The 13,057-nt window shown below is 47.0% G+C and carries 9 protein-coding genes; 7 read left to right on the top strand and 2 right to left on the bottom strand.

Annotation, left to right across the window (positions count from 1 at the left end):
• The first annotated feature begins 138 nt into the window (after positions 1 to 138).
• Positions 139 to 3,198, top strand: a complete 3,060-nt coding sequence (locus QUB25_RS17745) for a CHAT domain-containing tetratricopeptide repeat protein (protein ID WP_333184831.1) — start codon at positions 139 to 141, stop codon at positions 3,196 to 3,198.
• Between the two features lie 501 nt (positions 3,199 to 3,699).
• Here the strand turns inward: QUB25_RS17745 and QUB25_RS17750 are convergent.
• Positions 3,700 to 4,521 carry an SDR family NAD(P)-dependent oxidoreductase gene (locus QUB25_RS17750; protein ID WP_333184681.1) on the bottom strand — a complete coding sequence of 274 codons (822 nt, stop codon included), beginning with the start codon at positions 4,519 to 4,521 and terminating at the stop codon, positions 3,700 to 3,702.
• Positions 4,522 to 5,277: 756 nt separating this feature from the next.
• Positions 5,278 to 6,711: a carotenoid oxygenase family protein gene (locus tag QUB25_RS17755; protein ID WP_333184682.1), complete on the bottom strand. Its 1,434-nt coding sequence runs from the start codon at positions 6,709 to 6,711 to the stop codon at positions 5,278 to 5,280.
• Positions 6,712 to 6,784: 73 nt separating this feature from the next.
• Between QUB25_RS17755 and QUB25_RS17760 the strand changes: the two genes are divergently transcribed.
• From QUB25_RS17760 to QUB25_RS17785, 6 genes are all read left to right on the top strand, one after another.
• Complete coding sequence (locus QUB25_RS17760) at positions 6,785 to 7,822, top strand: LD-carboxypeptidase (RefSeq protein WP_333184685.1); 1,038 nt, start codon at positions 6,785 to 6,787, stop codon at positions 7,820 to 7,822.
• A 97-nt stretch (positions 7,823 to 7,919) separates the two neighbouring features.
• On the top strand, positions 7,920 to 8,678 hold the full coding sequence (locus QUB25_RS17765; protein WP_333062952.1) for a methyltransferase domain-containing protein: 759 nt from the start codon (positions 7,920 to 7,922) through the stop codon (positions 8,676 to 8,678).
• A gap of 221 nt (positions 8,679 to 8,899) precedes the next feature.
• Complete coding sequence (locus QUB25_RS17770; RefSeq protein ID WP_333184688.1) at positions 8,900 to 9,901, top strand: cytochrome c oxidase subunit II; 1,002 nt, start codon at positions 8,900 to 8,902, stop codon at positions 9,899 to 9,901.
• 78 nt (positions 9,902 to 9,979) lie between these two features.
• Positions 9,980 to 11,785, top strand: coding sequence for a cytochrome c oxidase subunit I (gene ctaD / locus QUB25_RS17775; RefSeq protein WP_333184690.1), 1,806 nt, complete (start codon positions 9,980 to 9,982; stop codon positions 11,783 to 11,785).
• A gap of 157 nt (positions 11,786 to 11,942) precedes the next feature.
• Positions 11,943 to 12,566, top strand: a complete 624-nt coding sequence (locus QUB25_RS17780; protein WP_333184693.1) for a heme-copper oxidase subunit III — start codon at positions 11,943 to 11,945, stop codon at positions 12,564 to 12,566.
• Between the two features lie 38 nt (positions 12,567 to 12,604).
• Positions 12,605 to 13,009 carry a hypothetical protein gene (locus QUB25_RS17785; protein ID WP_333184695.1) on the top strand — a complete coding sequence of 135 codons (405 nt, stop codon included), beginning with the start codon at positions 12,605 to 12,607 and terminating at the stop codon, positions 13,007 to 13,009.
• Positions 13,010 to 13,057: the final 48 nt, after the last annotated feature.

Consider the following 13,057-nt stretch of genomic DNA (forward strand, 5'->3'; position numbering starts at 1 on the left):
CGAGAGTTCAGCCTCGTGGCTGGAAACGTTATGTGTCGGGTTTTCACCGTGATTCACGCTTCAACGAATCGCACTCTTCCTGCCTTTACACTAAGCGAGCTAGTGAGTAAGATTGACAAAAATACAAAAGGGGTGGCTATGTTCGATCGCGCTCAATGGTTTTTGGCTGGTATGTCGATCGCACTTTCGGTTCAGCTAAGTCAGCCAGTGGCAGCAGCCGTGCCCGTTGGCAAAGTCGTACAAACAGCACAAACTAACAGTAGCGAGGCTGCTGCAAAAGCATTAGAGGAAGGATTTGAACTCTACAATCAAGGAACGGCAGACTCAAAAAGAAGTGCGATCGTCAAGTGGGAAGAAGCATTAAAGTTGTATCGGCAAGCAGGCGACAATAGAGGGCAAGCTGTTAGCCTCCTTGGTCTTGCCAAAATCTACGATGATTTGGGAGAGAAACAGAAAGCATTAGAGTATTGGAGCCAATCCCTTCCTCTGAGTCGAACCCTCGGCGATCGCCGTTGGGAAGCTACCACCCTCACCAGCATCGGCAGAGTCTACTCAGAATTGGGAGAAAAACAGAAAGCGCTAGAGTATTACAACCAGTCCCTGTCTCTGAGTCGAACCCTCGGCGATCGCAGTGGGGAAGCTACCACCCTCACCAGCATCGGCAGTGTCTACTCAGAATTGGGAGAAAAACAGAAAGCGCTAGAGTATTACAGCCAGTCTCTTCCCCTGACTCGGGCAGTAGGCGATCGCGCCCTTGAAGCTGCCACCCTCACTAACATCGGCAGTGTCTACTCACAATTGGGAGAAAAACAGAAAGCGCTAGAGTATTACAGCCAGTCGCTTCCCCTAACTCGGGCAACCGGCCATCGCAGGGGAGAAGCCACCACCCTCAACAACATCGGCGGTGTCTACTCAGAATTGGGAGAAAAACAGAAAGCGCTAGAGTATTACACCCAGTCGCTTCCCCTGACTCGGGCAGTAGGCGATCGCGCCGGGGAAGCTACCACCCTCAATAACATCGGCTTAGTCTACTCACAATTGGGAGAAAAACAGAAAGCGCTAGAGTATTACACCCAGTCGCTTCCCCTGAGTCGGGCAGTAGGCGATCGCTCAGGGGAAGCTATCACCCTCAATAACATCGGCAATGTCTACTTACAATTGGAAGAAAAACAGAAAGCGCTAGAATATTACACCCAGTCGCTTCCCCTGAGACGTGCACTAGGCGATCGCGGCGGGGAAGCTACCACGCTCAACAATATCGGCAATGTCTACTCAGAATTGGGAGAAAAACAGAAAGCGCTAGAGTATTACACCCAGTCGCTTCTCCTGACTCGGGCAGTAGGCAATCGCGGTGGGGAAGCTGGCACCCTCCACAACATCGGCGGTGTCTACTCACAATTGGGAGAAAAACAGAAAGCGCTAGAGTATTACACCCAGTCGCTTCCCCTGTTTCGGGCAACAGGCGATCGCGGTGGGGAAGCTGTCACCCTCTATGGTATTGCCTATGCCAAACGCGACCAAAACAATCTTACCGAAGCCCTCAACGACATTGAATCCTCTCTCAAAATAATCGAAAACCTCCGCACAAAAATAGCCAGCCCTGAACTCCGAACCTCATACTTTGCCACCGTACAGGACTCCTACGAATTCTACATCGACCTGTTAATGCAACTGCACAAAACTAATCCTAAATCCGGTTATGATACTAAAGCCTTAGAAGCCAGCGAACGTTCGAGAGCTCGCAGCCTCCTCGACCTCCTCGTTGAAAGTAACGCCAACATTCGCGAGGGCATTGACCCCGATTTACTGCAACAAGAAAAGAGCCTGCAACAGCAACTTGATGCTATTGAAAAGCAGCGAATCGAAGCAGTCAGCCGTCCCAACCCCAACGCAACTAAAATCGCTGAAATTGACAAACAGCGCCTCGCACTTTTGGAACAATATCAGCAAATTCAAGCCCTGATTCGTACCGCCAGCCCCCGCTACGCAGCCCTCACCCAACCCCAACCTTTAACGCTGCCAGAAATTCAAAAACAGATTCTCGATGAAAACACTATTTTATTGCAGTATTCCCTCGGCACAAACCGCAGTTATTTGTGGGTGGTGACATCAACAGGAGTAACCAGCTATGAATTACCAAAGCGCGCAGATATTGAAACAGCAGCTAAGGACTTCCTAGAGACAATAACTAGCCAAATCCAGAGAGATATTCCCCAACAAGTTGCCCAAGCAAGTGCAAATCTGGGTCAAGTGATTTTACAACCCGCAGCAGCCCAATTAGGAAATAAACGCTTATTAATTGTTCCCGACGGCGTGCTGCACTATACCCCTTTTCAAGCTTTAACTCTTGACCGAACCACCGGACAAAATCCCAATGTTCCCTTAATTATCGAACATGAAATTATCACTCTGCCTTCGGCCTCAAGTCTCGCCATTCTCAGGCAAAATTACGCAGATAGAAAACCGTCTAGCCGAACTTTAGCAATTTTAGCAGATCCTGTTTTCAGTCCTGATGATGAAAGAATTAAAGGAAAAATCACCCAAGCAACAACAGAAAAATTAGAAGCAAACAACCTCGGTTTAAATCAATCGCTTCGTGCTTCTAATCGGCAATGGCCACCCGAACGTCTACCATTTACCCGCCAAGAAGCCCAAACAATATCGAGCTTATTCCCCTCAGCTTCTAGCCGTCAAATATTTGATTTTGATGCCAGTCGCACTACTGCTACCGATGGAAATTTAGTCAATTATCAAATCGTTCACTTTGCCACCCACGGCATAGCCAACAGCAAAAATCCCGAACTGTCAGGAATTCTGATGTCGATGATAGATGACAAGGGCAATCTTGTCAATGGTTTTTTGCGCCTCAGCGATATTTTCAACTTGAAATTAGCGGCAAATTTAGTGGTTTTAAGTGCTTGTCAATCGGGCAGGGGACAGAATGTAAGAGGCGAAGGAATGGTGGGATTAACAAGGGGTTTTATGTATGCGGGCGCACAGCGGGTGGCGGTGAGTTTGTGGAATGTGGATGATGAAGGAACTTCTGTCTTAATGCAAAAGTTTTATCAGAAAATGCAGGAACAAAAGTTAGCGCCGGCGGCAGCTTTGAGGGCGGCGCAGATGGAAATGATGCAGCAGGAAAAATGGAAGTCTCCCTATTATTGGGCTGCTTTTACTTTGCAAGGGGAGTGGAAATGATACAGCACTTTTGCTGGTGAGTAAGTCCAGAGCCCTTCTAGGGACACGGCCATGCCCATTGGTGTCAACTTAACGTTAAATCGACAGTCCGACAGTCCGACAGTCCGACAGGGAATGAATTCCCTGTCTAATAGCTAAAGTCCTCTGAAAACGACTAATGAGTTTAAAAATTCGGTGTTGCTGGGCGTTGCTGAATACAGGTAGGAATTCAGATGTCCCAATTGCTCTAAAACAAGTATGGTCAGTTTTGTAACATCAAGTGAAAAGTTGATTCCTACCGTGAATCAGCAACGTCAAAAATTCATCTTCTCAGTCCTCTTCAGAGGACTTTAGCTATTAGACAGGGGTTTCAACCCCTGGCGGACTGGGGGACTAACGGGTGGGTGGGCTGACAGCTTAAGTTGACACCAATGGCCGAGGAGTCCGGAACGGGCAAGATGCCCGTTCCACAAAGAAGGAGTTTTCTTGTGGGGTGGGCATCTTGCCCGCCCAGAAAAGGGTTTATCGCCCGCTAGCTAAAGCCTCCCGCAATTTGCGGCCCCGCGATTTATCCCGAAGTTCTGGAGTCGCCATCCGCAACACAAAATCCAGCAACCAAGGCGCAATTCGGTGACACCAAACTGCTAGATGACTTTGCCATCCTACCAAGATTTCCGGTGCATCTTTCTGCAATCCCGCGACAAGTGCTAGGGCAACTTTTTCGGGAGTTGTGGGCACTACCCAGCGAAATTGTTCCAAGTCTCGCACCATGTCGGTATCTGTTAGAGATGGCAGCAAAGCTGTGACTCGAACATTGTACTGAGTTAACTCGCTGCGTAAAGCTTGGGTGAATCCCAAAATCGCAAATTTGGTAGCAGAATAAGTCGCCATTGTGGGAGCGGCAATTTTTCCCATTAAGCTGGAAACATTGACGATTGTTCCTTCTTTTTGAGTTGCCATTCGCCTCGCTACTAAGCGGGTAATTGTGTATGTTCCGAGCAAATTTAAGGCGATTTCTTCCTCGATTAACGGCAGCGGAGAACGCAAGAAAGATGCTTGGTGGGCGACGCCTGCACAGTTGACTAGCAGGTGAATCGGGCCGCAATCTCGCCAAGCTTGGGCGATCGCAATATTCACCGCTACTGACTGAGTTAAATCCAAAGCTAACGGCACTACTTCTGTGCCAAAAAGATCGATTTCCTCTGCCAGTTCAATTAATTGCCTGCGGTTGCGCGCCACAATCAACAAACGTTTGACTCCTTGTCTCGCTAATTCCAGGGCGATCGATCGCCCAATTCCGCGCGAAGCCCCTGTAACAAGAGCTGTTTTTCCTTGAAGTTGCATAGATTAAACCTTTTGGTAGATGCTCACTGCGGCACGGAGTTATGAGTTGTGAGTTGTAAATTATCAGTTATGAGTTGAATGTTTTGGCGGTAACAACTCATAATTCATAATTTTGGGAAAGGCTATCTTGTTTCGATAGACCTCATCTATTTGTGGGGTTAACTCAAAACTAAAAACTGTTGAATCGCTAACGTGCGCGTGAGTTGAACTAAACTTTACTTTGGGTTTGCCAGAAATTAGTCAAATATCTGGTCTTTTAACCTCATTCCAGCAGACCAAGCTGAGATGAGAAAACCTAGTCTGGAATCATGCCAAAGCGGGCTTTATTACCGCTTTTTCTTCAGTTCGCGAAGGCGGACTTTGCCTGTGTAGCCGCGAATGTATTCGCTGGGACATTCACCGCGAATTGGTCATTGAGCGGGGTTGGAGAACCCCTCTTTCTTCACTCCGTGGAGGCGGATTTTGCCTGTGCAGCCGCGAATTTATTCGCCGGGAATATTCGCCGGGATTCGTTATTCGCCAGGGCTTAATTACCCTTCTTTTTGTAGTCCGCAGAGGCAGACGATATCCTGTGCAACCGCGACTTAAAATCGCCGGGGATTCGTGCGAATTGGCACAGGATAATTGAGCAATGCAGATTATCAATTCCACACCTCCTAGATATGAGAATTTCCTATCTACACACACCTTAACAACTTGACAGAGAAGCGGCAACAATTTTTAATAAATCTTCCGCAACACTTCTTTACAATTTTCTCATACTGCCGATTTCCAAGTGCCGTGAAAGCTTAAAGGTATGACACCGGGCAATTCTAGCGTGCAAACAGGTTCGCGCGAAAGTCCGTCGCTGTCAAATATCCAGACTTCGCTGCTGTCAGAATTGCCGTCATAAATAACTGTTACTATCCAACCTTTCTCCGACGAAATATCTGGAACGTAGATGGGCTCTGCGGGATAGCGATTTTCGCCCAAGTCGGCAATTGTGAGATTGCGGGTTTGCGTGTCCAAACGGGCGATCGCACCATAACGTTCCGGTACAATATCAACGTCAGGCCGATACATTGCCAGATAAATATATCGCGAGTCTTGCCCTATTTCTGAAGCAGGTACCGTCGGAAATTCGCAAGCTTGATCCAGCAATTCTTCGGCTGCTGTCACTTTGCCAGTTTGAGGATTGAGATGCACCCGCCACAGGGAACCCTCCGCATCGGTGAGAGTTTCGCCCGCCGCTACTTCTTTCAGCCGCTGATTAGTTTGAAAGTCAGCGAAGCGCACAAAATCAACCGCTACCGAACCATCTTCCTTGACAAAACCGTTAGCAAAATGCCACTGAAACCAAGAATCGGTTTCGCCGCGACTAACTAAAGATAGAGTTTCCGAGTCAATAACTAATATCTGCGTTCCTAACTCTGGTTTCCATTCAAAAGACTCGCTGTAACTGCTAATTCCAGCCAACACTGGTAAAGCTTTTAGTCGCATCGGTGGCACAAAAAATATGAGATACTTTCCCGCCAAGACAAAATCGTGGATCATGGGAATTCCATCTAAAGCAACACTTGCTTTTTGCACGATTTTGCCTGTAGGATCGCTTTTATACAGATTCAACTTTGTAGTCGCACCCTGTGCAATCCCAAAGTTAAAAATATTCCCAGTAATCGGGTCACGCTTGCAGTGAGCGGAATAAGCAGATCCACTCTCTAAACTGCCTAAATCGTCCGTTCCGCGAGTTTCCAAGGTTTGCAAATCGAGGCTGTGAGGCAAGCCGGCTTCCCACAAAGCTAAAAGGCGATCGGGCAAAGCTAAAACTGAAGTATTGGCAACATTTTTAACAGATTTAGTCCACCGCAACCACAGAGGCACCGGTGCTGTCATGCCATAATTACTGTAGAGAAATTTATCAGCTTTTTCCTCAGCTTGATATCCCGCTGTCTTCACGTAGCGATAGACAGCAGCAGCACCCGCATCGGTAAAATGTACTGCCAAAATTGCACCATCGCCATCAAACCAGTGTCCCGCATCCATGCCGCCGCGTTGCAAACGTGCGGGCCCGTTACGGTAGAGAGTGCCGCGCAATCCTGCGGGAATTTTACCGCTTTTAACGGATAACTGAGTCAGGGGAAATTCCGCAGCCGGACGAGCTAAAGCTTGAGCCCAGGATTTTTTAGGTGAGATTTTAGTGTCTATTTTCATTGGAAACTGGCAATTTTAAACTGATATGACAGAATTTTTCTTATACAATTATAGCAAAAATTAACTAACAGCTATGACTCTCCGCCGCCGTGTTCTGCTCAGAACTTTTGGGTTTACTGCTATTGCTACTCAGCTTTTGCCGTTAGCGAAGCCCTCGAATAGGCTCGCGCAAACCAACCTATCTCCCAAAAGTGCGATCGTTAAGCCGCGCCGCCTGCAAGTTGGCGATACAGTAGCTTTAATAAATCCTGCTGCTTTCAACTACAAAAAAGAAATCGAGGATTTTTTTAAAGTTATGGAAAAGCTGGGTTTAAAAGTTAAATTGGGAGAGCATTTTTACGACCGCTACGGCTATTTAGCGGGCAAGGATGCCGATCGCGCCGCCGATGTCAACGCAGCCTTTGCCGATGACTCCGTGCGAGCTATTTTTACCGGGATGGGCGGCTGGGGCTGTGCTCGGATCTTGCCGCTCCTGGATTACAATGTTATCGGCAACAATCCCAAAATAATTATGGGATTTAGCGATATTACTGCGCTGTTATTGGCGATTTATGCTAAAACTAATAGAGTTACTTTTCACGGCCCTTTAGGTGCGTCAACTTGGAGTCCCTTTACAGTGGATTACGTCAAGAAAGTTTTGTTTGACGGAGGTTCTGTGACGATGCAAAACTCCAAAAGCGTGCAAGTTCAAACAATCGGGCGCGGCACAGCTAGGGGAAAACTAATCGGCGGTAATTTATCAGTAATCGCAGCAATGGTTGGTTCTGCATATTTACCGCAGTGGGAAAACAGTATTTTGTTTGTCGAGGAAGTTGGCGAAGAAGTTTACCGCATCGATAGAATGTTGACGCAGCTAAAATTAGCGGGCATTCTCGATAAAATATCAGGTTTTATTTTCGGACAGTGTACCAAGTGCGAAGCTGAAAAACCCCAAGAGTCCCTAACCTTGCCTCAAGTCTTGTCCGACCACATTCGCCCTTTAAATATTCCCGCGTGGTACGGTTCAATGGTGGGACACATCCGGGAACAGTTCACTTTGCCGATCGGTCAAGAAGTCGAAATCGACGCTGACTCTGGTACAATCAGATTATTAGAATCCGCTGTCAGCTAAATCTTAAACTATTCTCGATATTCGCTCGGCTGTTCCTCTGGTTCTGCATTACCGCGCAGAGCCTGGTAATGACAAAATTAAACATACAATTAGGACGATCGTGAAAAACCGACAATTCCTCAAACATCTAGCAGCAATTATCTTAGCAATAATTTGCATATTGCCGCTCAATGCGTGTGCAGCCGTAAGTAAAACCGCCGATGGCGACCCAATTTATCAGCAGCGGACAGTCCACAATCCTGACGGAACCGGCAAATTTTACATGGGTCGAGAAATTGCTCAAGTCATGGGATATCAAGGTGCTGGTTGGCTCGAAAGACCGTCTCGCGGCATGGAAGAAAAATCAGCTAGATTAGTCAACAATCTCGATTTAAAACCAACCGATATTGTAGCCGACATTGGAGCAGGAACGGGATATTTTAGCTTTCGCATCGCTCCCTTAGTTCCAGAAGGAAAGGTTTTGGCTGTTGACGTGCAGCCGGAAATGATTGATTTTATTAAATTGAATAAACAAGAAAAAAATATTGCTAACGTTGAGCCAGTTTTGGGCAGTATCGACAATCCAAATTTGCCGGAAAATAGCGTAGATTTAGTTGTGATGGTCGATGCTTATCACGAATTTGCATATCCTAGAGAAATGATGCAAGGAATTGTGAAAGCACTCAAACCGGGAGGCCGCACGGTATCGATCGAGTATCGGGGCGAAAATCCGCTGATTCCCATTAAAGGTTTGCACAAAATGACGCAGAAGCAGGTTAAAAAAGAAATGGCAGCCGTCGGTTTAGTATGGAAAGAGACAAAAGATATGTTACCTCAGCAGCATTTGATGGTCTTTGAGAAACCATCTCAAATTTAGCAGGCAAACAGAGCGATTATATAGCATTTTTAAGCATTTTTGTCAATGTACAAAAGACGTATTTTTTAGGTGATCGGGCGATCGGTCAAACATACTAAGCCTTAAGTAACCCTTAAGATAGACATTTTACTAAAAATACCATTTACAATTAAAAATTGATAACCCAGAGGCGCTTCCTTCATTTTTCAAGCGAAGAAGTGTCGCTATTAAGAAGTACCAGCGTGAACATTCCAAGTTCCATCCTCACCATGCTCGCCGGCATCGGAGTGACTCTGATCAGTCTCTGGTACGGGCAGAATCACGGTTTACTGCCGATCGCCGCCTCTGATGAAGCATCCGACATAGACGCACTTTTCAATACAATGATGACCATTTCCACTGGACTATTTATCATGGTCCAGGGAATTCTCATCGTTGCTGCAATTAAATATCGCCGTCGTCAAGGAGACAACACAGACGGGCCGCCTTGGCATGACAACTTTCCCTTAGAAATTCTTTGGACAGCCGTGCCGGCGGTGATTATTTTAGGAATCGGAGTCTACAGTTTTGAGATTTACAACTCAATGGGAGGCCTCGATCCGATGGGCAATCACGACCACGGCACCATGCAAGCGCACTCTAAAATGCGGGGAAGTGCGATCGCAGCCACACTCTCAGATACACCCCAAAACGCCCCTCAAATTCCATCTCAAAAACTCGTTGCTTTAGGCGTAGGCGCTTCCCCAGAAAATGAAGACAAACCAGCAGACTTAGTTGTAAATGTCACAGGTTTGCAGTACGCCTGGATTTTTAGCTATCCAGAAAGCGGCGTTAGTTCTGGCGAACTGCATATGCCACTCAACCGCGACGTACAGCTAAATATCTCAGCTCAAGACGTGCTGCACGCATTTTGGCTGCCGGAATTTCGCCTTAAACAAGATGCAATTCCCGGACGGCCGAGCGAACTGAGATTTACACCAACTAAAACCGGCGAATACCGGGTTGTTTGTGCTGAATTGTGCGGCGCTTATCACGGAGCGATGAAAGCTGTAGCAGTCGTTCACACGCCCGAAGAATTCGACGGTTGGCTGCAAAGCCAGCAAGTTGCTAGCAGTCAAAACTTAGAGCAAGCAGTTGCAGTCAATCCAGGGGAATTGTCAGACGGTGAATTTTTGGCTCCCTACGTCAGGGAAATAAAAATTAATTCCGAAACCCTAGAACAACTTCACCCAACTCATCACTAAAAATAGTCATTAGTTCTGGCTACTGGGTCTTTGATCCTGAGCTAATAACTAATGACTAATAACTAATGACTAATAACTATGACACAAGCACAGTTCCAAGAAAGTGCAAACACTGAGGCTCGCGGAACAGCGCCCGCTGATAGACATTGGCGCGACTACTTCACTTTTAATACCGATCACAAAGTCATCGGTATTCAATACCTGGTAACAACATTTATTTTCTATCTAATCGGCGGCGTGATGGCAACTTTGGTGCGAACAGAACTCGCCACCCCCGACGCCGATTTTGTCACCCCCGAACTCTACAACAGTTTATTTACTGTTCACGCCACGGTGATGATCTTCCTGTGGATCGTACCCGCCGGAGCCGGATTTGCTAACTTTTTGATCCCCTTAATGATCGGGGCAAAAGACATGGCATTTCCCAGACTGAATGCGATCGCCTTTTGGCTAATTCCCGTAGGCGGCGTGTTGCTATTGAGCAGTTTTTTGGTGGGAGCTCCACAGGCGGGTTGGACTTCCTATCCGCCTTTGAGCTTAGTTACTGCTCAAGCGGGGGAAGAAATTTGGATTCTCAGCGTTTTGATTCTCGGAACTTCTTCGATTTTGGGGGCGGTGAATTTTGCCGTTACCATCTTTACCATGCGCGTTCCGAGTATGGGTCTCAATGATATGCCTTTGTTTTGCTGGGCGATGATTGCGACTTCAGCGCTCACTTTAATTGCTACTCCCGTGTTAGCCGCAGCTTTGATTTTGCTGTCGTTTGACTTGTTAGCGGGGACGGCATTTTTTAACCCGACCGGCAACGGCGATCCGATCGTCTACCAGCATTTATTCTGGTTTTATTCGCACCCGGCAGTTTACATTATGATTATGCCCTTTTTCGGGGTGATTTCAGAAGTTTTGCCGGTGCATTCCCGCAAGCCAATTTTTGGTTATTTGGCGATCGCATATTCCAGTCTCGCGATCAGCTTTTTGGGCTTGATCGTGTGGGCCCACCATATGTTTACCAGCGGCACTCCCGGCTGGCTGCGGATGTTTTTTATGATCACGACTATGATCATCGCCGTACCAACTGGGATTAAAATATTTAGCTGGTTGGCAACTATTTGGGGAGGCAAACTCCGGCTTGTCAGCGCCATGCTATTTGGGATGGGTTTTATCTCAACATTTGTGCTCGGCGGCATCACCGGGATCATGGTAGCTTCCGTACCTTTTGACATTCACGTTCACGACACTTATTTTGTCGTCGCTCACCTACACTACGTGCTGTTTGGCGGCTCAGTGTTTGGCATTTACGCTGCTTTTTACCACTGGTTCCCCAAAATGACGGGGCGGATGATTAATGAATTTTGGGGTAGAGTTCACTTTGTTTTAACTTATGTTGGCTTTACTGTAACTTTCTTGCCGATGCACGCTTTGGGTATGCAAGGAATGCCTCGGCGGGTGGCAATGTACGACCCGAAATTTACCACAATTAATGTCATTTGTACTGTCGGTGCTTATATGCTGGCAGTCTCTACAATCCCGTTTATCATTAATGTGATTTGGAGCTGGAGGTACGGCCCGAAAGCAGGTGACAATCCTTGGCAAGCTTTGAGTTTGGAATGGATGACGACTTCGCCGCCCCCGATCGAAAATTTTGAAGGAGTGCCGGTATTGGCAACGGGGCCTTACGATTACGGCATGGAAAAAATTCAGAATACAGGGGAACGTCTCAGGCTCAAGCTGAGGGAAAATGCCACCCGCAACGCCCAGAAAACAGGTATTCCTATTGCGGAGGCTCAAGCTTCAACTTTCTTGGGCCGTACTGCAACTTTGGTCGCTCCTGAATCAGAGGTAAATGTGGATTCTCCTGCTGATGAAAGTCAAGATGGCGAATAGTTATTAGTCATCAGTCATTAGTGATTGGGCATTGTTGACTGTTGACTGTTGACTGTTGACTGTTGACTGTTAACTGTTAACTAATGACTGATGACTAATGCCAACTGACAACTGACAACTGACAACTGACAACTGACTTCTTCATTACCAATTTCTTATGCAAATTCCAGCGATCGATCCGGCAAAAACAGCCCTGAATTACCACCACGAGGGCGAAGTAGAAGCACATGGTGTGGAGCATCCCGACCACCGAATGTTAGGTGTAATTGTGTTCTTGTGCGCTGAAGGCATGATATTTTTCGGTATGTTTGCCGCGTATTTGATTTATCGGGCGATGGCCCCCGCGTGGCCTCCTGAAGGTACGCCCGATCGCGAGTTATTGCTGCCGGGAATCAATACGGTAATTCTGATTGCTAGCAGTTTTGTGATTCACAATGCGGATACTGCAATCAAAAAAAATGATGCCGCAGGAATGCGGAATTGGCTGCTCGTAACTATTGCTATGGGCGCAGTTTTCTTGTTCGGTCAGGTTTACGAATACGCTCATTTAGAGTTTGGCTTGACGACGAATTTGTATGCCAGTTGCTTTTACGTTTTGACTGCTTTTCACGGCTTGCACGTAACGTTGGGAGTGCTGCTGATGGTGGCGGTGGTGTGGCGATCGCGCGCGCAAGGTCACTATTCTAGCGAGCACCACTTCGGAATCGAAGCGACTGAGATTTACTGGCACTTTGTGGATGTGATTTGGATTGTTTTGTTTTTGCTGCTGTATATTTTGTGATCCCAGAGGCTTTTCGGCCTCTGCCACAAGAGATTTGTATGACCCCCAATTGGGGGTTTTTTATTGTTTGGAGAGTGCGATCGCCTTTCATTCACCCTCTCACAGCCGATCGCGCTAAACTAAAAGTAGCAATTCTCCTATCCAGCAGCATTGAGAAAATTATGCAGTGCGAATTGTGCGATCGACAAATGGAAGCATTAACCGCCCATCACCTCACCCCCAAACAAAACACCAAGCGGAAAAACGAAGATCCCAGCCCGACAATCGACATTTGCTCAGCCTGTCACCGCCAGATTCACTCTCTATTTGACAACAAACACCTCGCCCAAGAACTCAACTCCCTGGAAAAGCTCAAAAATGACCCTGAACTCCAGAAATTTGTCTCTTGGATTAAGAAACAAAAAACCGACAAACGCATTCAAGTACGCGGCAAAAAAGCTTGATCGCAGGGCCACAACTCATATATATAGTCCTGGACGCAGTTACTGTCT

The organism is Microcoleus sp. B3-D7 (assembly GCF_036705305.1).
Lineage (GTDB): Bacteria > Cyanobacteriota > Cyanobacteriia > Cyanobacteriales > Microcoleaceae > Microcoleus.